The following is a 19,978-nucleotide window of genomic DNA, read 5'->3' on the forward strand; positions in this document are numbered from 1 at the left end:
CGGGCACCTCACGAGGCACGACCCGAGGGGGCTCGGACACCTCCGGCGACACCACCCGCGTCGGCTCGGGGGCCTCAGGAGGCACGAACCGCGTCGGCTCGGCAGCCTCGGGAGACACGGCCCGAGGGGACTCGGCAACCTCCGGCGACACCACCCGTGACGGCTCCGGTGCCGCAGGAGGCACGGCCCGTGTCGGCTCCGGCGCCTCACGAGACACGGCCCGAGGGGGCTCTGGCGGTACGACCCGGGTGGGCGGCGCCTCGGGCGGCGGGGTCGGCTGCACCGGCCGGCCCGGCTGCTCGGCCCGGGGTATCCCCTCGACGGCCTCCGCGGGTACGACCCGGGTGGGCGTGCGCGCCGGGGCCGGGTGGGATTCCGGGTCGGACCGGGGTGTCTCGTCCGTCGCGTACGTGGTCGCCCGGGTGCCCTCGGCGTACACCCAGTGCCCGTGGGCGGCGTCGTAGAGCCACACGGACTCGCCGTCGACGACGACGCCGATCCGCAGCCCGTGGGTGCGGGCGTGGAAGGACTCCCGGTCCGAACCGGCCGCGAGGTCCTCGACCGCGGACCGGTAGCGCGCCAGGGCCTCCTGCGCCCGGCTCAGCAGTGGACGCGGGTCGGCGCTGCGGGTGAGCGGTCCGTCCGCGGCGGGCGGGTCCTGCGGTACGGCGACCAGGCGGCGGCCGTCGACCCAGGCCGACCAGCCGTTGAAGCACAGCACATGCCCCCAGTCGCCCTGCCGCTCGACGAGCTGCACCGGCAGCAGGGGGTCGAGGTCCACGGTGGGCCGGGCCGGGTCGGGCGCCTCCCAGGCGGGCATCCCGTGCTGCGGGACGACGTGGGTGGGCCGGAAACCGGGAGTCGTCATAGGGGCTCCCTACTTCCGCATCACGGCCGGTTCGTGGCGGCGCAGCAGCCGGGACACCAGGAAGCCGAAGAACGCCGACAGTACGAGCAGCATTCCGACGTCGAGCAGCCACGTGCCCGCCGAGTGCTCGAAGAGCGGGTCCTTGGTCAGCTCGTCGGGCACGATCCGGGCCAGCCCGACGGTGCCGGCCATCGCAGCCAGCGCCCAGCGCGCGGGCACCAGCCAGCCCAGTTGCTCGAGCCCGGGCACACCGTCCAGCTTCAGCAGGGCACCGCAGAAGACGACCTGGACGATGGCGATGAGCACGAGCAGCGGCATCGTCACCTCCTCCTTGCGCACCAGCGCGGAGATGAACAGGCCGAGCATCATGGCCGTGAACGCCAGCAGGGCGACGGCGACCGCGATCTCCACCAGGGGCGGCATCAGCACGCCTTCGCCACCGGGCGCGTTGAGGTCCACGCCGAGCAGGGCGACCAGGGTCAGCACCACCGCCTGGAGCACGGTGATGACACCCAGCACGACGACCTTGGACATCAAGTACGCCGATCTGGACAGGCCCACCGCCCGCTCACGCTGGTAGATCACCCGTTCCTTGACGAGTTCGCGCACGGCGTTGGCGGCCCCGGTGAGCACCGCGCCGACGCACAGGATGAGCAGTGCGTTCATCGCCGTGTCGAGCGTCAGCTTGCCGCCCGCCAGGGCCCGCGCCATCACGCCCATCACGAACGGCAGGGCGATCATGATGATCAGGAAGGTGCGGTCGGCGCTGAGCGCGGCCGCGTACCGGCGCACCAGCGTGCCGAGCTGGGCGGCCCGGCTGCGCGGCCGGGGCGGCGCGGTGATGACGACGGGCCCGGACCGGGGCTGCTGGGGCTGGGCGCTGGCGTCGGCGACGTACCGGCCGTGGAAGGGCGAGGCGCTGTAGTCCCCGGCCCAGTCCCGGCCCGCGTCCCGGTCGAACGCCTCGAAGGCCTCCGGCCACTGCTCGAACCCGAAGTACGCCAGGGCGTCCTCGGGCGGCCCGTAGTAGGCGATCTTCCCGCCGGGTGCGAGCACGAGCAGCCGGTCGCACACGTCGAGGCTGAGCACACTGTGGGTGACCACGATGACGGTCCGGCCGTCGTCGGCGAGGCCGCGCAGCATGTGCATCACCGAGCGGTCCATGCCGGGGTCGAGTCCGGAGGTCGGCTCGTCGAGGAACAGCAGCGACGGCTTCGTCAGCAGCTCCAAAGCCACGCTGACGCGCTTGCGCTGGCCGCCGGACAGGCTGTGCACGGGCTGGGCGGCGCGCTGTTCCAGGCCCAGTTCACGGATCACCTCGTCGACCCGGGCTCGCCGCTCGGCCTTGGCGGTGTCCTGCGGGAAGCGCAGCTCGGCGGCGTAGGAGAGGGCTTTGCGGACGGTCAGCTGGGCGTGCAGGATGTCGTCCTGCGGGACGAGGCCGATGCGCTGGCGCAGCTCGGCGTAGTCGCGGTAGAGGTCGCGGCCGTCGTAGAGGACGGTGCCGTGGTCGGCGGGCCGCTGGCCGGTGAGGGCGTTGAGGAGCGTGGACTTCCCGGCGCCGCTCGGGCCGACGACGGCGAGCAGGCACTTCTCCCCCACCGGGAACGACACGTGGTCGAGCAGCGTCTTGCGCCCCCGGTCGACGGACACCGCGAGGTTCTGCACGTCGAGGGAGATCTCACCGGTGTCGACATACTCCTGGAGTTCGTCGCCGACGAGGCAGAACGCCGAGTGGCCGATGCCGACGATGTCGCCCTGGCCGATCGGGGCGCTGGTGACCCGGCTGCCGTTGAGGTACGTGCCGTTGTGGCTGCCGAGATCGGTGATCTCGTAGGTCCCGTCGGGCAGGGCGCGCAGTTCGGCGTGCCGGCGGGAGACCACCAGGTCGTCGATGACCAGGTCGTTGTCGGTGGCCCGGCCGATGCGGATGGTGCGGGCGGGCAGCGGCCGTACGGTCGTGGGCTGCCGGTAGGTGCCGGTCATGGCCGGCACGGAGACGGCGGAGGGGCGTTCCGGGGCCGGCACGGGGCGGCCCGTCAGGACCACGCGCGGTCCGTCGGCAGGGTTCCCGAAGCGGATGACGCTGCCGGGGCCGACGTCCCACTCGTGGATGCGGTGGCCGTCGGCGTAGGTGCCGTTGGTGCTGTTCTCGTCCTCGATGGTCCAGTGCCCGTCGTGGGGCCGCAGCACCGCGTGGTGCCATGAGACCCGGTCGTCGTCGATGACGATGTCGCTCAACGGGTCGCGCCCGACGTGGTAAGCGTGGCCCGGAATCATCACTGTGGAGCCCGTCTCGGTCTCCAGGACGAGTTCTGGTGCTACCGACGGCTGCGCCATGACCAAGATTCTACCGATTTGCCTGATGTATGACCCGGTGAGCCGCTCAGGCCACGGGTACGCCCAGGACGGGAGCCGCCCGCTGCATCCGCAGGGCGTCCACGGACTCGGCGAGCAGTTCGTACTCGGTGGTGTCGTCACTGGTGGCTATGCGCACCAGCCGTCCGGCCGCCAACTCCTCGGCGACCCGCTCCTGCTGACCGGGATCGGCGCACCAGGCGCGCAGCAGGGTGGGCACGTCGGGCACGGTCTCGGCGACCGGCACAAGCGCGCCCGGCGGTAAGTGCTCGGCGTCGGGCTGGGGGTCGAGGCGCTGGGCGATCCAGGAGGCGCGGTCGCGCAGCCACCACAGGGCGAGGGCGAGGGTCGGCGCCCGGTAGGTGCCCAGGGGGACGCCGATGCGGCGGCCGTCACAGGCTCCGTAGGCCGTGACATGGCACAGAAACTCGTCGTGCACGTGACCCTCCCCCGCTGCCCGGCCCGCCTGCCGGCCCGGCCTTGCCTGTTCTGCGGCTCGCGTGCTGTGCGTGAGGGCGCCGTCGCTCGAGGTGAAGCGCTCTCGCTGGTCAGTATGTTCACTACTGAATCACTGTCACCATGTCTTTCCGGCCACTCTCCTGGCATATTCACACCCCGAGTTGGCCGAAACGCTGTGGGCGGGCGCCAGGGGGCATGGCTCCGGAGGTGATCGACGGTCCCGCCGGGTCCGGGCAGGGTGGTCCGTGCCGGTTCGCCGCGAGCGGTGATCCGGGACCTGACCAGCAGAGACGACCTTTCGGAGGCTGATCGCCCATGCCCGCACCCGCCCACCGTTACGAGGAGCTGGTGAGCGAGACCGACGGCTCGGCTCCCTTGGCCGGGTCGGATGTGATCACGCTGGACGAGCAGGGACGGATCAGGGCCGTGCTCGGATTTCTGGACCGGGTGCCCGCCGGGGCGTGAGACCGGCGATGAGTTTCCCGGTGTCCCGCGGTCTGGTGTGTGAGAGGCGACCGAACACCGGAGGACACCATGACCACGACCGGGAAACTGGACGCGGAATTCACCGCGGTCCTGCGCAAGAGCCCCGCCGAGGGCGGCTGGACCTATCTGGTCTGGCCCCGGTCCGTCGAGTTCTTCGGCACCCGCGGCCTGGTCAAGGTGCGCGGGACGATCGACGGGCACCCGTTCCGCGGCTCGTTCATGGCACTGGGCGACGGCACGCACAAGCTGCCCGTGAAGGCCGACGTCCGCAAGACCATCGGCAAGGAGGAGGGCGACACGGTGACGGTGCGGCTGGAGGAGCGGATCGGCTCCTAGAACCTGTCCCGGGGGCGGCCGCCGCCCCCGGGACAGCCGGGGTCGGCTACTGCTTGACGACCGCGTCGATACGGGCCAGCTCGTCCGCGTCGAAGTCCAGGTTGCCGATGGCTCCCACGCTGTCCTCCAGCTGCTGCGGGCTGCTCGCGCCGACCAGCGCGGAGGTGACCCGGCCGCCGCGCAGCACCCAGGCCAGCGCCATCTGGGCCAGGGTCTGGCCGCGCGACTTGGCGATGTCGTTCAGGTCGCGCAGCCGGCCCACCAGCTCCTCGGTGACCGCGTCGGACTTCAGGAACGGGCTGTCGCTCGCGGCCCGGGAGCCCTCCGGGATGCCGTCGAGGTAGCGGGCGGAGAGGAGGCCCTGCTCCAGCGGGGAGAAGACGATGGAGCCGACCTGGAGTTCGTCGAGGGCGTCCAGCAGGCCCTCGTCCTCGGGGCGGCGGTCCAGCATCGAGTAGCGCGGCTGGTGGATGAGGAGCGGGGTGCCCAGCTCGCCCAGGATGCGGGCGGCCTCGCGGGTCTGCTCCGCGGAGTAGTTGGAGATCCCGACGTACAGCGCCTTGCCCTGCTGCACCGCCGAGTGCAGGGCGCCCATCGTCTCCTCGAGCGGGGTGTCCGGGTCGGGGCGGTGCGAGTAGAAGATGTCGACGTAGTCCAGTCCCATCCGCTTCAGGCTCTGGTCCAGCGAGGACAGCACGTACTTGCGCGAGCCCCACTCGCCGTACGGGCCGGGCCACATCAGATAGCCGGCCTTGGTGGAGATGACCAGTTCGTCGCGGTAGGCCGCGAAGTCCGACTTCAGGAACTCGCCCAGCGCGGACTCGGCGGCGCCGGGTGGCGGGCCGTAGTTGTTGGCGAGGTCGAAGTGGGTGACACCGAGGTCGAAGGCGCGGCGCAGGATGGCGCGCTGCGTCTCGACCGGCCGGTCCGGGCCGAAGTTGTGCCACAGGCCGAGCGAGAGCGCGGGGAGCTTCAGGCCGCTGCGTCCGGTGCGCCGGTAGGGCATGTCCGCGTAGCGGTCGGGGTGTGCGGTGTACAACGCGACTCCAGAGGGGTTGGCTCGGTCGGGAAGAAACCGGTGTCCACTCTGTCGTGACCTGCGCCCATGCGTCCAACAGAAGAATCCGATGGAATTCAGCGGATACGCTTCTCAGTCATGGAACTGCGTCACTTGCAGCACTTCGTCGCGGTCGCCGAGGACCAGCACTTCACCCGGGCGGCGGAACGACTCCTGGTGTCCCAGTCGGGCCTGTCGGCCTCGATCCGGGCGCTGGAGCGGGAGCTCCAGACGCCGCTGTTCGTGCGCACGACCCGCCGGGTGACGCTCACCCCGGCCGGGCGGGCGCTGCTCGGTGAGGCGGAGCGGATCCTGGCCCAGGTGCGGGCCGCCCACGAGGCGGTGGCGGCGGTGCAGGGCGTACTGCGCGGCATGCTCGCGCTCGGCAGTGAGCAGTGCATCGCCGGGGTACATGTCGCGGGGTTGCTCGCCACCTTCCGGCATCAGCATCCGGACGTGGAGATCTGTCTGCGGCAGGCCGGGTCGGGCGTGCTGGCGGAGGATGTCGCGGCCGGGCGGCTCGACCTGGCGTTCGCGGTACGGACGCAGGCGGACAGCGACCAGTTGCGGTCGGTGCCGCTGTCCAGCGAGCCGATGACGCTGCTGTGCCACGCCAGTCACCGGCTGGCCGCCGCCGGTGCGGCCGTCACGCCGGAGGAACTGGGCGGGGAGGTGTTCGTCGACTTCCACCCGGACTGGGGGCCGCGTCGCACCACCGACTCGGTGTTCGCCGCCGCCGGCGTGCGGCGGACCGTGGCCCTGGAGGTGAATGACGTGCACACCCTGCTCGACCTGGTCGACGAGAACCTCGGCGTCGCCGTGGTGCCGCGGCACTTCGCGCACAAGCGTGCCTCCCTGACCGCGCTGCAGGTGAAGGGCACCGGCGAGGCGGTCTACGAGACGGTGGCCCTGCTGCCGCCCCGGCAGGCCACCAGCCCGGCGGCCCGGGCGCTGATGGCGCTGCTTGAGGCCACGAGCGCGCCACTGGGAACCACAGGCGCGTCACCGGGGACGACAGGCGCGACACCGGAGAGCGCGGGCGCGCAAACGGAGGTCACCGGCGCGTGAACGGAGGCCACCGGCGCGTGAACCGGGGCGCACGAGGCGCGGCGATGCGCGATGGTGGATCCATGCATGCGAAGGACATCCTCATCGACGGCTACAACCGCATCCGGGAAGAAGTCCACGCCACCGTCGGGGGCCTCGGGCCCGACGAACTGAGCGCCCGCCCCTCCCCCGACACCAACTCCATCGCCTGGCTGGTCTGGCACCTCACCCGGGTCCAGGACGACCACGTCGCCGACGCCTTCGGCCTCGACCAGGTGTGGCTGTCCCAGGACTGGGAGAAACGCTTCGGCCTCGGTCTGCCCCGGCATGACACGGGCTACGGCCACAGCCCCGCCAAGGTCGCCAAGGTCCGGGTCGACTCCGGCGAGATGCTGACCGGCTACTACGACGCCGTGCACGACCAGACCCTTCAGGCCCTGCGCGGCCTGGCGGCCAAGGATCTGGAGCGCGTCGTCGACGAGCGCTGGGACCCGCCGGTCACCCTGGGCGTCCGGCTGGTCAGCGTCCTGTCCGACGATCTCCAGCACATCGGACAGGCCGCCTACCTGCGAGGAATCCTTCAGAGCGCGGCCTCGTAGCCGGGCAGGACCACGTCCCGGATCAGCGCGTTCCGCTCGTCGAACGGTAGGAACGCGCTCTTCAGCGCGTTCACCGTGACCGTGCGCAGGTCCTCGACGGTCCAGCCCGCCTGCTCGACCAGCAGCGACATCTCGCGGGTCATCGTGGTGCCCGACACGAGCCGGTTGTCGGTGTTGAGGGTGACGCGGAAGCCGAGGTCCTTCAGCGCGGTGATCGGGTGCTCGGCGATTGAGGTCGCGGCGCCGGTCTGGAGGTTGGAGGTCGGGCACATCTCCAGGGCGACACGCCGGTCGAGCACCCAGCCCGCGAGGCGGCCGAGCTTGCCCCCCGCGAGGTCGGGGATGTCGTCGGTGATGCGCACCCCGTGCCCGATGCGCTGAGCGCCGCACACCTGAAGGGCCTGGTGGATGCTGGGCAGGCCGTGGGCCTCCCCGGCGTGGATGGTGAACGGCACGTTCTCGCGGCGCAGGTGCTCGAAGGCCGCGAGGTGGTCGGCGGGCGGGAAGCCGTCCTCGGCGCCGGCGATGTCGAAGCCGACGACACCGGCGTCCCGGAACGCCACGACCAGGTCGGCGATCTCCCAGCTGCGGTCGAACATCCGCATCCCGCACAGCAGCGTCCCGACGCGCACGGGCGTCCCCGCGGCCGCCGCCTTGGCCATACCGGCCGCGAGCCCCTCCTGCACGGTCTCGACGACCTCGGGCAGGGCCAGCCCGCCCCGCACCATCAGCTCCGGGGCGTAGCGCACCTCGCCGTAGACGACACCGTCCGCGGCGAGGTCGAGCACGTACTCCTCGGCGGTGCGCAGCAGGCCCTCGCGGGTCTGCATGACGGCGAGGGTGTGCTCGAAGGTGGCTATGTAACGCACCAGGTCGCCGGAGTTCGCGGCCTCGTAGTACCAGGCGGCGAGTTCGGCGGGATCGGTGGTGGGCAAGGTGTGGCCCACCGCGTCCGCGAGCTCCACCACGGTGGCGGGGCGCAGGCCGCCGTCGAGGTGGTCGTGCAGCACGGCCTTGGGCAGCCGGCGGAGGGTGTCGGTGTCGATGCGGGGCGCGGTCATGTGCGTGTTCCTCGGCAGGTGCGTTCTCAGTCGGTGCGGTCAGTCGGTGCGGTCAGTCGGTGGCGGGCTGGAGCAGGTCCCAGCGGTTGCCGTACAGGTCCTGGAAGACGGCGACGGTCCCGTACGGCTCGTGCCGTGGCTCCTCCAGGAACGTGACGCCCGCGGCGGTCATCCGGGCATGGTCCCGGGCGAAGTCGTCGGTGTGCAGGAAGAACCCGACCCGCCCGCCGGTCTGGTCCCCGACCCGGCCGGCCTGCGTCTCCCCTTTGGCACGGGCGAGCAGCAGACCGCTGCCCGTTCCCTGGCTCCCCGGTTCGACGACGACCCAGCGCGACCCGTCGGGCCGGGGAGCGTCCTCGGCGAGCCGGAACCCGAGAGCGTCGGTGTAGAAGCGGATCGCCTCGTCGTAGTCGTCGACGACGAGGGTGACCAGGGCGATACGTCGCATCGGGGCCTTTCGGAGCACGGGGTTGACGGGAGAGGTTATACGTAACACTCAGGGGATGCAAACACCTGGCGCGAGTTCTGTACCTACTAGTATGTACGCTCCCCTTCAACGCCCCTACGGCTCCGAGGAGATCCCATGCCCTTCGTCCGCATAGACACGCTCCGGGCCGGCCCCGAGCGACTCGCCGCACTCGGCCGGGCCGTCCACGACGCCCTCATGGAGACGATCGGCATTCCGCCCGACGACCGGTTCCAGGTCCTGGTCGACCACGACGGCGCGAGCAGCACCCTCCACTACGACGACTACCTCGGCGTGCACCGCGACGACGGCATCGCCTACGTCGCGATCACGCTGCGCACCGGTCGCACGCCCGCGCGGAAGCAGGCGCTGTACCGGAGGATCACCGAGCTCGCGCACGCCTATGCGGGCACGGAGCCGCGGAACGTGTTCGTCGTCCTGACGGAGAACGGACCGGCCGACTGGTCACTCGGAGAGGGGCGAGCGCAGTATCTCGGCACTTCGAGGGCCTAGGTTCTGTCTGCTGGTCGGCACCGTGCCCAGATGAGGATGGCGGCGAGGTGGAGTGCGGCCTGGTAGGCGATCGCGGTCTGTCGGTTCGTGTGGCCAGGCCGCGCCACTGCTTGAGGCGGTCGGTGCGCCGCTCGACGGTGTTGCGCTGCTTGTAGGTATCCGCATCGAAGCCGGGCGGGCGCCCCCCTAGGCGGCCCTGCCGCAGACGGTCGCCGATCTGGTCCGACGGCTGTGGGATGACCACGCGAATCTGTCGGCGGCGCAGGTGGTCGCGGATCGCGCGGGACGAGTAGGCGCGGCCGGCCAGGGCCACGGTGGGGCGGTTCCGGGGCCGGCCGGGACCGGTTCTCGGCACCCGGATACGGGCCATGACCGTCTCGAAGGCGGGCGCGTCACCGGCCTGGCCCGCTGTGACGGCCAGAGCCAGGGGCCGTGCATGGCCGTCCGAGACCAGGTGGATCTTGATGCTCAGCCCGGCGGGAGCGTCCGAGTACATCGTCGGCCGACTCGTTTCGGCCTGCAGCCCCCTTCCAGCCGAGTTCGTCGAGGAGGCCCCGCCAGGGCGAGTTGCTGCGGTACTTCCACGCGATGGCCTCGAGCGCGCGACGGCGGTCGGCCCACCGCCGTCCGCGGACTGGATCGGCCGGCATCAGCGGCTCGATCCGGTCCCACATCGCATCAGTGATCACGAGCCGGACAGGCACATCCGATCCACTGACGGGCCCATCAAAGAGACACGCTCCAGGTCGGACTCCGCCCAACTGTGCGCCCGCACGTGCACGGCGAGGGCGAGAGCGGTACGGACAAACCCGCCCTGTGCTGCGGTCCCGACCGGCGGGTGGTCCGGCAGGTCGGGCCCCAACACCGTCTGTCTCTGCCGCGCGGGCAGGTCGAGAGCCGACGTCCGCCGAGCCGGGCCCGGAGGGGTCTCGCCGCAGCTCCTGGTGCGCTCCACAGACGGTCCTCAGCATCCCGCGGGCCATCTGGCTCGAGGTGTTCAGGTGACGTGGTGGTCCACTGTCGCGGTCCCGTACGGCCGTCGGCATCCGCACTGCTCCCCTTCCCCGGCGGGTCCGAGGGCGCGAGCGGGAAAGGCCGACAAGCCCAGGATGCTCTGTCTGACGCCGTTGTTCCAGGCGCAGTACCGAACGGGGCAGCGCGCCCCGGATCACGACCCCTGGGTTCTCTGAGTATCGCTCCAAAGGCGGCCGACCGCGCCAACCGTGACCGGCGCGGCGACGACACACCTCCCCTCCATGTCCTGTGCCAACGAACCTTGAGTGCGTGTCATCGAAGGTTGAGTTGGTCCGGTGGAGCCTGGGACAGGCCGATCGTCGGTCAGTAGTTGATCTGCCCCCACTCCCGGGCGGACAGAGGCCCGCGCCCCGGCTCTGCCGCGCAGGAGGGGAGCCGCCTGCCGAGGCCGGTCGGCCTGCGAGGCCGCTCCGGGTCAGTACCAGGTGTAGTCGGTGCAGTACCGGATCGGGTTGGGGTCGTCTCCCTCCCAGACCGCGGCCTGGACGGCGAATCCCGCGGTGGTGGCCGGGGAGTAGGCCGAGGTCGACCAGCCCTTCGAGGTGCCGTTACCGCCGTAGTGGGCACGCCACGGGAAGTAGACGTGAGGACCGGCAGCGCTGAGGGAGATGAAGCGGACCCGCACGTGGTGGTCGTCGGCTGCGGTGTCAGCCACCGAGAGGTACACGGACGGGTAGTTGTGGGAGCCTGCGGTGTAACCCTCGACGTTGACGGTCCCGCTGACGCCCGTGGTGGTGCACCCGGCGACCGCGGCATGCGCGGGACTGCTCGCCTGGCCCACCAGGATCAACCCGGTGAGCGCAGCGGTGGAGGCTAAGGCCCGGGAGCGGTTTCGCCATCTCATTGTCATTGCCTCACTCACGTTCGTGCCGCCGGTTGAGGCGACTGTTCCGTAGCACCATAAGGATCTTGAAATGTCTTGTACAGATCAATCCGAGCCGCCCGGGGCTTCATTAACGCACGCCCGCAGGCGTTCCCGTTGTCCAGGTACACCCTGTGGCCGCCCCGGTTGACCGAGACTAGGTCTCCGTCCTACGTCCACAGCCCGAGGCGGTCGGCCCGGCCACCCACTAGTGTCCCGGGCATGAAGATCACCGAGCCACCCCGTACGCCCGAGCAGCGCAAGGCGGACCTCCTGCACCGCCTGGAGCGGGAGATGGACATCTGGGTCGCCACGGCGGACACCGAAGGTGTGCCGTGCCTGGTCCCGCTCTGGTTCGTGTGGCACGACGAGGCCGTGTGGCTGTGCACGCGGCTGACCAATCCCACGGGCCGCAATCTGCGGGACGGCCGACGGACCCGGCTGGCCTTCGGGGACACCCGGGACGTCGTGCTCGCCGACGGTGACGTGGAGACCTTCACAACCTCCGAGGTGCCGCCGAAGGCGGCCGAGGCGTTCCGGGCGAAGACCGGCTGGGATCCGCGAGAGGACCACGCGTCGTACGCGTTCTTCCGGATGCGGCCGCGCGCGGTGCAGGCGTGGTGCGAGCAGCACGAGTTGCCGCGTCGGCATCTCATGCGCGACGGGGCCTGGGTGGTCTGACCGGTCAACCGTCCTTTCGGCGCAGCGCGTTCAGCCGGTCCAGTTCCCCGTCCGTGAGGCGGATCGCGCCCGCTGCCACGTTCTCCACGAGGTGGTCGGGGTTGCCGGTACCGGGGATGGCGAGCACATGTGGTCCCTGGTGCAGGGTCCAGGCGATGCGGATCTGCGCGGGGCTCGCGCCGTGATCACGGGCTACGGCGCGCACCTCCTCGTCGTGGGCGGTGGTGGCGCCCCGCTCCCCGCCCTCGCCGGCGACGGCGTAGAACGGCACGAACGCGATGCCCTGTTCTCCGCAGATCCGCAGCAGTTCGTCGGTGGCGGGGTCGGGGCGGTCGAGGGCGTACCGGTTCTGCACGCAGACCACGGGCGCGATGGCCTGCGCCTCGGCGAGGTGGCGGGGCTCGGCGTTGGAGATCCCCAGGTGGCGTATCAGGCCCGCCTCGCGCAGTTCCGCGAGGGCGCCGAAGTGCTCGGCGATCGAGTCGTACTTCGGCATCCGGCGCAGGTTGACCACATCCAGGTGGTCTCGGCCGAGCTGGCGCAGGTTCTCCTCGACGTGGGGGCGCAGGTCCTCGGGGCGGGCCGAGGTGCCCCACTCCCCCGACCAGGTCCGGTACGGACCCACCTTGGTGACGATGACCAGGTCGTCGGGGTACGGCGCCAGCGCGCTGTTGATGAGTTCGTTGGCGGAGCGCAGCGACGAGAAGTAGAAGGCGGCCGTGTCGATGTGGTTCACGCCGAGGTCGATCGCCTTGCGCAGGACGGCGATCGACCGGTCGCGGTCACTCGGAGTGCCGAGATGGAAGGCGGCACTGCCCGTCAGCCGCATCGCGCCGAAGCCGAGGCGGTGGACGGGCAGGTCGCCGAGTTTCCAGGTGCCCGCGGCGTCCGCGGTGATCGTCTGTGAGCTCATCGACGGAGTCTCACACACGCCCCACGCTCCGGCGTCAGCAGTAGAGGTTGCCGCCGGGTGACGTCCCGAGGGTCTGCGTGAACCGCTGGTAGTTGTTCACACGGCTCTGCACCTGCGCCGGGTTCTTGCCGTCGCACTCCAGGGAGCCGTTGATGCTGCGGATGGTCTGACCGAAGCCGGCGCCGTTCACCATGGCGTTGTGCGGGGTCATGGTGCCGGGGCCGGTCTGGGTGTTCCAGTACCACAGGGCCGTCTTCCAGGCGACGGCCGAGTCGTTCTGCACCAGCCAGGGGTTGTTCAGCAGGTCGATGCCGAGCGCGTCGCCCGCGGCCTTGTAGTTGAAGTTCCAGCTCAGCTGGATCGGGCCGCGTCCGTAGTAGGCGGCCTGGCCGGCCGGGCAGCCGTAGGGCCGGCTCCAGTCGCAGTAGTGCGGGTAGTTGGCGGTGTTCTGCTCCACCACGTGCACCAGGCCGCCGGTCTCGTGGCCGACGTTGGCGAGGAAGGCGGCGGCCTCCTGCCTCTTCACCGTGTCGCTGCCGGTGTCGGCGAAGCCGGGGTAGGCACTCAGCGCCGCGGTGAGACCGCTGTAGGTGTAGAAGGGATTCCGGTTCGGGAACATCTGGTTGAACTGCGCCTCGGTCACGACGAATCGGGCGGCCGGCGTGCCCGGCCCGCTGTCGCAGGCGTACGGCTCCCAGTACCAGGTGCTGATGGTCGGGTCGTAGCCCGGGTTGGCGTGTTCGGCGATGTACGCCTTGCCGTCGGTGTAGCGGACGATGTCGCCGGCGGCGTACGACTTGCCCGCCGTCCAGTTCGGGTAGCTGGAGCACGCGGCGGCGGAGGCGCTGGTGGCCGGCAGGAGCACCGGCGCGGTGCCCGCGAGGGCGAGGGCGGCCAGGACGGCGGAGACACGGCGTCTCGACACGGGGTCAACTCCTTTGCGGGGCACGGCCGCACCTGTCGGGGCAGGGCGGAGCAGAGCCTTCACCGCACGCACCGGTGGACCGGTCACGGCGTGGGCGCGGCCGTGGTGGGGGGTGGTGGAGGCACACTCAACCGCGTTGGTCTGTACCAGTCAAGGGTGTAGACCAGTCATCCGTGCACCGGGTCACCCCGGGCTCACGCGCGTGCCGACTCCGCCAGCGTCGCGGCCGGGCTGATGGCGAGCGGCCCGTCGGCGCCCGAGGACCTCTACAGCACGGCCGGGTTCTTCGCCTCGCCGGCCAACCGGGACACCCTCGACTTCCACGGGCGCTACGCGGCCCGCTACGGCGTCGAGGCACCCGCCCTCGGCAGCCTCGGTGAGTCCTGTTATCAGGGCGTGCTGTTGCTGACCGCGCTGCTGAAGCGGGCCGGGACGCTGGACGTGTCGGCGATCTGGGCGGCGGCGGGCCCGGTGTCGTACGCGGGCCGCGCGGGCTGCTGTACCTGCGGGACAGTCATGTGCGCCAGCGCATCTACCTGGCCCGCGCCGACGGCCTCGGCTTCGACATGCTGACGAACTGGACCTGCGCGGCGCGCGTCCTTGACGGGTCGGGCGAACGACACGGCCCCCCTGATCGACACCCCGCGCCACGCGACCGAGAATTTCTGCCATGAGCACCACGCCCCTCGCCTCCTCGTCCCACCCCCTGGTCATCCGCGCGCAGCGACTGGCGCACGATCTCCTCGTCCCGCACGCCGAGCGCGTCGACCAGGAGGGGGTGCCGACGAGCCACATCGAGGCGGTGAGGCGGTCGGGGCTGCTCGGACTGGGCGCGCCGAAAGAATACGGCGGGGCGGACGCGCCCGCCGCCGTGGCACGGGAGGTCGCGGAGATCCTGGCCGGGGCGTGCTGCTCCACATGGTTCGTGCAGACACAGCACCACACACCGGTGAAGCTGCTCGCCACATACGCCTCGCCGGTCCGGGAGAAGCTGCTGCGCCCGCTGGCGACCGGCGACTCTCTGGCCGGCATCGCGTTCGCGCACGTCCGTGCCTTCCCCCGCGTGCCGGTGCGGGCCGTGCCCGAGCGGGGCGGCTGGCGCTTCGAAGGCACGGTGCCCTGGTACACGGGCTGGGGTCTGAACGACGTGATGCTGCTGGCGGGTGTGACGGACTCGGCCGACGTGGTGTTCGTCGTCACCGAGGCCCGCGAACAGCCGGGGATGCGTCCGTCGGCGCCGATGCGGCTCGCCGCCCTCACCGCCGCCCGTACGGTCTCCCTGGAGCTGGACGGCCTGTGGGTGCCGGAGGACGCCGTCGTGCTGCGCACCTCGCAGGAGCAGTTCGCCCTGGCCGACCTGCCCAGGGCCGCCAACACCAGTCCGGCCGTGTTCGGGGTGGCGAGCGCGGCGCTGGACCTGGTGGCGGACGTCCCGGACGGTCAGGAGCCGGCCCGGTCGCTGCGGGCCCGGCTCGACGACGTCCGGCGGGAGGCCTACGCCCTGGCCGACCGCCCCGCCCCGCACGAGTGCGTCCCGGAACGGCTGGTGCTCAAGGCACGGGCGTACGACGTGCTGCGGGCGGCCACGACCGCGGCGATCGTGGCCGGGGGCGGCCGGTCCATGGCCCTGGGCAGCCGGGCGCAGCGGCTGGCACGCGAGGGGATGTTCCTGCTGGTGCAGGGCCAGACGGCCGAGGCACGCCGGACGCACCTCGGCGCGCTGGCGTCCGGCTAGTGGGCTGGGTTTGAGCAGGAGACCCCGAGGGGGCGACGCACTGGTCGAAGCGGGAGCCGGCCAGGGTCGTAGGGATGTCTCCGGACCCGCTGCTGATCGACAGGATCCGCGACCGGATCTGCCGTTACTGCTCACGCGTCTCCGGACCAGCTCACCAGCCGAGCTGCGGCAGGGACGGTTTGTCGGCCGGGGAGGACTCGTCAGTCAGGGACGGCTTGTCGGCAGGGGACGGGACCTTGCCGCAGAACTCCGCTTCGATCACATCGATGTAGCGCGACCCGTCCCCCAGCCAGTCGCCGTTGATGTTGAACGTCAGCTGGTGCTTCCCGTCCTGCGTGCCGACCATCGCGGACACGGATCCGTTGGTACGGCCGGTCTTGCCCACCACCTTCGCCCCGCAGGACAGCTTCGCGAACTCGACTCCGAGCCCGAACCCGAGCCCCTTCCCCGTCGGGACCTCGTCGAGCATCTCCTTCATCTGCGCCGGGGGCAGCAACTCGCCCCTCATCAGGGAGCGATGGAAGCGGTTGAGGTCGCCGGCGGTGGAGATGACATCGCCGGCCGCGCCCAGCCAGGTCATGTTCTGCTCGGTGGCATCGTGGATTCTCGCGTCGGGGGCTTCCTGGTGCAGCCGGGAGTAGCCGACGGGGTGGGGTTTCGGCATGTGGGGTGACGTGCCGGGGAACGACGTGCCGCGCAGCTTCAGCGGCCGGATGATGCGGCGGGTGATCTCCTGCGCGTACGAGCGGCCCGTCGCCTTCTCGACGACCATCCCGGCGATGACGAAGTTGGTGTTCGAGTACACCGGCGTAGTCTCCGGATCGGGCAGCGGCGGGTACTTCAGCGCGATCGCCACGAGTTGCTCGGGCGTGTGCGTGTCGTACCGGTGCTCCGGAAAGCCGGGACCGGCGGCGTCGTGGACGAAGGCGGGGTCGTCGGTGTAGTTGGCGATGCCGCTGGTGTGGTTGAGGAGCTGCCGCAGAGTGATCTTGCCGCCGTCGTAGCCGTTGCCCCGCACCAGGTCCGGCAGCCACGACTCGACCGTGTCGTCCAGGCTCAGTCTGCCTTCGGCCTCCAGCTGGAGCAGGACGGTCGCGACGAACGTCTTGGTGATGCTGGCCCCGCGGAAGTGGTCGCCGGGGGAACGCTCGCGGCCCGTGCCGGTGTCGGCGTAGCCGGCCTCCGCGAACCAACTTCCCTTGTCGTCATGGCCCTTGGCGGCCACTCCGGGCAGTCCGCCCTTCTCGACCAGATCACGCAGTGCGGTCCGGGTCGCCTCGTGGTCGCCCCGCGACTGTGCCGCGTGCGCGGACGGGGCGAGTGCCGCCGTTCCGGCGGACAACGCCACGGCCAGGCCGAATGAGACGGTGCGTGAAGCCCGCTGCTTCATGGGTGTGTGCCTCCCGTTCACCGAGGGGCAGAACTTGCCCCTCGGTGTGGATGACGCCCAACGCGGGCTCACGGGTTGATCGTTGGGGGCGGGAGGCCGAGGTCCTAGCTCGCGAACGGCGCGAGCACGGCGGGTTCGGCGGGCGCGGCGGGTGCGTCCTCCTCGACCGAGGGGTGCCGCCACAGTCCTTGTGCGGCGAGGCGCGGCAGCACACCCTCGCCGAACCAGTACGCCTCCTCCAGGTGGGGGTAGCCGGAGAGGACGAACTCGTCGATACCGAGGGCGTGGTACTCCTTGATGCGCTCGGCGACCTCGTCGTGGCTGCCGACCAGGGCGGTGCCCGCGCCACCGCGCACCAGGCCGACGCCGGCCCACAGGTTGGGGTGGATCTCCAGGCGGTCGCGCCGGCCGCCGTGCAGGGCGAGCATGCGCCGCTGGCCCTCGGACTCGCTGCGGGCGAGCCCCGCCTGCACCGACGCCACGGTCTCCGGGTCGAACCCGTCCAGCAGCCGGTTCGCCTCGGCCCAGGCCTGCTCGGCGGTGTCGCGGGTGATGACGTGCAGCCGGATACCGAAACGCAGGGTGCGGCCCTCGGCGGCTGCCAGCGTGCGGATCCGGTCGAGCTTCTCGGCGACCTGGGCGGGCGGCTCGCCCCAGGTGAGATAGACGTCGGCGTACCGGGCGGCGATCTCACCGGCGATGGGCGAGGAGCCACCGAAGTACACCTGGGGTACGGGGTCGGGCACGCGGGCGAGCGTCGCGTCCTGCACCCGGACGTGCTCACCGTGCAGGTCGACAGCCCCGCCCTGCCACAACTCCCTTACGACGTGCAGGAATTCCCCGGTCCGGCGGTACCGGCTGTCCTTGTCGAGGAAGTCGCCGAAGGCGCGCTGTTCCTGGTTCTCGCCGCCGGTGACGACGTTGAGCAGCAGCCGTCCGCCGGTCTGCCGCTGGTAGGTCGAAGCCATCTGCGCGGCGAGGGTGGGCGAGATCAGTCCGGGCCGGAAGGCGACGAGGAACTTCAGGCGTTCGGTGTGCTGGCTGACCATCGCGGTGGTGAGCCACGCGTCCTCGCACCAGGCGCCGGTGGGCGTGAGGGCCCCGGCGAAGCCCACTTGCTCGGCGGCGCGTGCGATCTGGCTCAGGTAGGCGACCGTCGGCGGCCGGTCTCGGCCGGATGCGGTGGCCGGGGTGCCGTGGCCGCCGCCGACGACATGGCGGCTGTCGCCGTTGGTGGGCAGGAACCAGTGGAAGGTGAGGGACACGGGGGTATCTCCGATCGATGTGGAACGTCCGTGGGGCGGTTGACGGGTGTCAGCCCGCCACGGCCAGCAGCGGGGTGCGACCGACCGCCGCGGCGAACTGGTCGACCACCTGGGTGAGCGCGTCGGCGGCGGCCGGCGCGACGGTCAGGGACCCGTCGTCGTGCACGGTGATGTCCTTGTCGAGGGTGAACCAGCCCTGCACCGTGTGGGCCGCGCCCATGGAGGTCAGCACCGGACGCAAGGCGTAGTCGATGGCCAGGACATGGGCGATGCTGCCGCCGGTGGCGAGCGGCAGCACTGTCTTGCCGGTGAGCGCGTACTGCGGGAGCAGGTCCAGCAGCGCTTTGAGGACACCGGAGTAGGACGCCTTGTAGACGGGGGTGCCGACGACGACACCGTCGGCGCGTGCGAACAGGTCGTGGGCCTCGACGATCGCGGGGTGCCGGAAGTCCGCGCCGAGCAGGGCCTCGGCGGGGATGGTGCGGACGTCGAGCGGGATCACGTCATGGCCCTGTGCGGCCAGCCGCTCATCCAGGTGGCGCAGCAGTCGGCTGGTGCGGGACGAGGCGGAGGGGCTGCCGGAGACGGACAGGACGGTGGCCATGGGGTCTCTTTCCGGGAGAAGGCGCGACTGCGCGTGGCAGCGCCGAATTCGGGGACGCCCGCATTCAACGGGCATGACGGACCACCGAATTCAGGCGTGAGGGAAATGCACCGCGCACGACGTGCCGTCGGCGCGACGGTGGTCAGCCGACGGCGAATGCGGTGGTGGGGAGAAGCGGCGAGCCGGGAGACTCAGGCTGCGGCGCGACAGGAAGCGCTGGAGACGCGTGCGAGGTCGACGTGGCGTCGCCGCGTGAGGTCCAGTCGCATGGTCATGCCGTGGATCGTGGCAGCGGGAGACGACGGCCGTCAAGGAGATCGCGGCTCATCTCGTATACCGGACCATGGATTTCGGAACCACGGATATCGGGACCGTGGATTTCAGGACCGTGGATTTCAGGACCAGGGATTCCAGTCGTCGACGCCATTCGGTCGACTCAGTCGTCGTCCGACGGAACCACGTCGACTCAGTCGTCGTCCGACGGAACCACCACGAGGAAGGCGTCCGACTCCAGGTCCATCACGACGGTGGCCGGCTCGCCCTCGGCGCGGCAGCGCGCCGCGTACTCCTCCGCCGGCCATGATCCGCGCGGAGCTCCCGCCGGGAACCGCTCCAACACCTTCGCGTCGATGGCCGCAGACACGTCCGCTGCCCTCCCCTGTCCCGCGCCGCCTCCCGGCGACGACGATCGGTCACTGTCGTACACATCCGGTTGCCCCGGATCCGCCTGGTCATGTACCGCCCGGTAGGAGTTCACGCCTCTACCAGCCACTACACATAAAGGAAAAATAAGAGCAGAATGAACTTACGCGGCGCTTACCGCACCCCCCACCAGACGCGGTCGCCCTGCAAGACGAAGGAGACGAGTCATGGCCAACGTCTCACCCGCCAGAGGTGACATAACCAGCCACCCTGATGCCTCCGAGATGCGGGATCGGTACGCCCGTGTGCTCGGTGGTCGCGATGTGGCGCTCGTGGACGGACCGGTGTTCCTGCTCGGTCTGTACTGCGCGGCCTCCCCGTGGATAGTCCACTACACGACCAGCCAGCCGCCGCTCGTGACACACAACCTGATCATGGGCATCGCGATCGGTCTGCTGGCGCTCGGGTTCACTCGCGCTCCGGAGCGTATGTACGGCCTGAGCTGGGCCATGTGCGCACTCGGGGTATGGATGATCATCTCGCCGTGGGTCGTCGGCGAAAGCCCGGACGCCGGCGTCGTGTGGAACAACATCATCATCGGTGCACTGGCCGTGGTTCTGGGTCTGGTGTGCGCCGGCACGGCGGCGAAAGCCTCTACGAGGTCCTAGGCCCACCG

General features: G+C 70.8%; 20 protein-coding genes and 4 pseudogenes. 9 read left to right on the plus strand and 15 right to left on the minus strand.

Annotated features, from left to right (window positions below; genetic code table 11):
- Positions 1-334 precede the first annotated feature (334 nt).
- From ACZ6TU_RS34000 to ACZ6TU_RS34010, 3 genes and pseudogenes are all read right to left on the minus strand, one after another.
- Positions 335-868, minus strand: a pseudogene (locus tag ACZ6TU_RS34000) (hypothetical protein); the annotation flags it as partial.
- A 9-nt stretch (positions 869-877) separates the two neighbouring features.
- On the minus strand, positions 878-3,208 hold the full coding sequence (locus ACZ6TU_RS34005) for an FHA domain-containing protein (protein ID WP_469552731.1): 2,331 nt from the start codon (positions 3,206-3,208) through the stop codon (positions 878-880).
- A gap of 46 nt (positions 3,209-3,254) precedes the next feature.
- The gene (locus tag ACZ6TU_RS34010) at positions 3,255-3,665 is read right to left on the minus strand and encodes a hypothetical protein (RefSeq protein ID WP_467679666.1); all 411 of its coding nucleotides are present in this window, start codon (positions 3,663-3,665) and stop codon (positions 3,255-3,257) included.
- Between the two features lie 362 nt (positions 3,666-4,027).
- Between ACZ6TU_RS34010 and ACZ6TU_RS34015 the strand changes: the two are divergent.
- Both ACZ6TU_RS34015 and ACZ6TU_RS34020 read left to right on the plus strand, forming a co-directional pair.
- Positions 4,028-4,150: pseudogene (locus tag ACZ6TU_RS34015) on the plus strand (nuclear transport factor 2 family protein); the annotation flags it as partial.
- A gap of 69 nt (positions 4,151-4,219) precedes the next feature.
- The gene (locus tag ACZ6TU_RS34020) at positions 4,220-4,507 is read left to right on the plus strand and encodes a DUF1905 domain-containing protein (protein WP_467679668.1); all 288 of its coding nucleotides are present in this window, start codon (positions 4,220-4,222) and stop codon (positions 4,505-4,507) included.
- A 46-nt stretch (positions 4,508-4,553) separates the two neighbouring features.
- Here ACZ6TU_RS34020 and mgrA read toward each other — a convergent pair whose 3' ends face one another.
- A complete protein-coding gene (mgrA, locus tag ACZ6TU_RS34025) occupies positions 4,554-5,546 on the minus strand; it encodes an L-glyceraldehyde 3-phosphate reductase (RefSeq protein ID WP_469552733.1) in 993 nt (330 codons plus the stop codon).
- Between the two features lie 117 nt (positions 5,547-5,663).
- Here mgrA and ACZ6TU_RS34030 point away from each other — a divergent pair, with 117 nt between their 5' ends.
- Together ACZ6TU_RS34030 and ACZ6TU_RS34035 are read left to right on the plus strand one after the other, a co-directional pair.
- Entirely contained in the window at positions 5,664-6,632 is a 969-nt protein-coding gene (locus ACZ6TU_RS34030) for a LysR family transcriptional regulator (RefSeq protein ID WP_467679671.1), read from the plus strand.
- Between the two features lie 62 nt (positions 6,633-6,694).
- Complete coding sequence (locus ACZ6TU_RS34035) at positions 6,695-7,210, plus strand: mycothiol transferase (RefSeq protein ID WP_467679672.1); 516 nt, start codon at positions 6,695-6,697, stop codon at positions 7,208-7,210.
- Here ACZ6TU_RS34035 and ACZ6TU_RS34040 read toward each other — a convergent pair.
- Together ACZ6TU_RS34040 and ACZ6TU_RS34045 are read right to left on the minus strand one after the other, a co-directional pair.
- Positions 7,192-8,271 carry an adenosine deaminase gene (locus tag ACZ6TU_RS34040; RefSeq protein ID WP_469552736.1) on the minus strand — a complete coding sequence of 360 codons (1,080 nt, stop codon included), beginning with the start codon at positions 8,269-8,271 and terminating at the stop codon, positions 7,192-7,194. The two genes, ACZ6TU_RS34035 and ACZ6TU_RS34040, sit on opposite strands and share 19 nt — an antisense overlap.
- Before the next feature lie 52 nt (positions 8,272-8,323).
- The gene (locus ACZ6TU_RS34045; RefSeq protein ID WP_467679675.1) at positions 8,324-8,719 is read right to left on the minus strand and encodes a VOC family protein; all 396 of its coding nucleotides are present in this window, start codon (positions 8,717-8,719) and stop codon (positions 8,324-8,326) included.
- Between the two features lie 135 nt (positions 8,720-8,854).
- Here ACZ6TU_RS34045 and ACZ6TU_RS34050 point away from each other — a divergent pair, with 135 nt between their 5' ends.
- A complete protein-coding gene (locus tag ACZ6TU_RS34050; RefSeq protein ID WP_467679677.1) occupies positions 8,855-9,250 on the plus strand; it encodes a tautomerase family protein in 396 nt (131 codons plus the stop codon).
- Here the strand turns inward: ACZ6TU_RS34050 and ACZ6TU_RS34055 are convergent.
- Both ACZ6TU_RS34055 and ACZ6TU_RS34060 read right to left on the minus strand, forming a co-directional pair.
- Positions 9,247-9,954 (minus strand): annotated as a pseudogene (locus ACZ6TU_RS34055) (IS5 family transposase). The gene ACZ6TU_RS34050 and the pseudogene ACZ6TU_RS34055 overlap by 4 nt on opposite strands.
- 746 nt (positions 9,955-10,700) lie before the next feature.
- Entirely contained in the window at positions 10,701-11,129 is a 429-nt protein-coding gene (locus ACZ6TU_RS34060) for a hypothetical protein (protein ID WP_469552738.1), read from the minus strand.
- Between the two features lie 240 nt (positions 11,130-11,369).
- Between ACZ6TU_RS34060 and ACZ6TU_RS34065 the strand changes: the two genes are divergently transcribed.
- Positions 11,370-11,828 (plus strand): pyridoxamine 5'-phosphate oxidase family protein, encoded by a 459-nt coding sequence (locus ACZ6TU_RS34065; protein ID WP_467679680.1) that lies wholly within the window; start codon positions 11,370-11,372, stop codon positions 11,826-11,828.
- Positions 11,829-11,832: 4 nt separating this feature from the next.
- On the opposite strand, the gene ACZ6TU_RS34070 is transcribed toward ACZ6TU_RS34065, so the two are convergent.
- Complete coding sequence (locus tag ACZ6TU_RS34070) at positions 11,833-12,741, minus strand: oxidoreductase (RefSeq protein WP_469552740.1); 909 nt, start codon at positions 12,739-12,741, stop codon at positions 11,833-11,835.
- A 34-nt stretch (positions 12,742-12,775) separates the two neighbouring features.
- Positions 12,776-13,666: a glycoside hydrolase family 19 protein gene (locus ACZ6TU_RS34075; protein ID WP_469552742.1), complete on the minus strand. Its 891-nt coding sequence runs from the start codon at positions 13,664-13,666 to the stop codon at positions 12,776-12,778.
- Positions 13,667-13,897: 231 nt separating this feature from the next.
- Between ACZ6TU_RS34075 and ACZ6TU_RS34080 the strand changes: the two are divergent.
- Both ACZ6TU_RS34080 and ACZ6TU_RS34085 read left to right on the plus strand, forming a co-directional pair.
- Positions 13,898-14,238, plus strand: a pseudogene (locus ACZ6TU_RS34080) (ABC transporter substrate-binding protein); the annotation flags it as partial.
- Positions 14,239-14,336: 98 nt separating this feature from the next.
- Positions 14,337-15,401: an acyl-CoA dehydrogenase family protein gene (locus tag ACZ6TU_RS34085; RefSeq protein ID WP_467679686.1), complete on the plus strand. Its 1,065-nt coding sequence runs from the start codon at positions 14,337-14,339 to the stop codon at positions 15,399-15,401.
- Positions 15,402-15,552: 151 nt separating this feature from the next.
- On the opposite strand, the gene ACZ6TU_RS34090 is transcribed toward ACZ6TU_RS34085, so the two are convergent.
- The 5 genes from ACZ6TU_RS34090 to ACZ6TU_RS34110 all read right to left on the minus strand — a co-directional run bounded on the left by ACZ6TU_RS34090 (position 15,553) and on the right by ACZ6TU_RS34110 (position 19,303).
- Positions 15,553-16,791 (minus strand): serine hydrolase domain-containing protein, encoded by a 1,239-nt coding sequence (locus ACZ6TU_RS34090; RefSeq protein WP_467679688.1) that lies wholly within the window; start codon positions 16,789-16,791, stop codon positions 15,553-15,555.
- A gap of 104 nt (positions 16,792-16,895) precedes the next feature.
- Positions 16,896-18,056 carry an LLM class flavin-dependent oxidoreductase gene (locus tag ACZ6TU_RS34095; protein WP_467679690.1) on the minus strand — a complete coding sequence of 387 codons (1,161 nt, stop codon included), beginning with the start codon at positions 18,054-18,056 and terminating at the stop codon, positions 16,896-16,898.
- Between the two features lie 49 nt (positions 18,057-18,105).
- Complete coding sequence (ssuE, locus tag ACZ6TU_RS34100; RefSeq protein WP_467679691.1) at positions 18,106-18,660, minus strand: NADPH-dependent FMN reductase; 555 nt, start codon at positions 18,658-18,660, stop codon at positions 18,106-18,108.
- A 191-nt stretch (positions 18,661-18,851) separates the two neighbouring features.
- A complete protein-coding gene (locus ACZ6TU_RS34105) occupies positions 18,852-18,935 on the minus strand; it encodes a putative leader peptide (protein ID WP_350710819.1) in 84 nt (27 codons plus the stop codon).
- A gap of 191 nt (positions 18,936-19,126) precedes the next feature.
- The gene (locus ACZ6TU_RS34110) at positions 19,127-19,303 is read right to left on the minus strand and encodes a hypothetical protein (protein ID WP_467679693.1); all 177 of its coding nucleotides are present in this window, start codon (positions 19,301-19,303) and stop codon (positions 19,127-19,129) included.
- 226 nt (positions 19,304-19,529) lie between these two features.
- Here ACZ6TU_RS34110 and ACZ6TU_RS34115 point away from each other — a divergent pair, with 226 nt between their 5' ends.
- Entirely contained in the window at positions 19,530-19,970 is a 441-nt protein-coding gene (locus tag ACZ6TU_RS34115) for an SPW repeat protein (RefSeq protein WP_467679695.1), read from the plus strand.
- Positions 19,971-19,978: the final 8 nt, after the last annotated feature.

This window comes from Streptomyces sp. NPDC052064 (assembly GCF_055585925.1).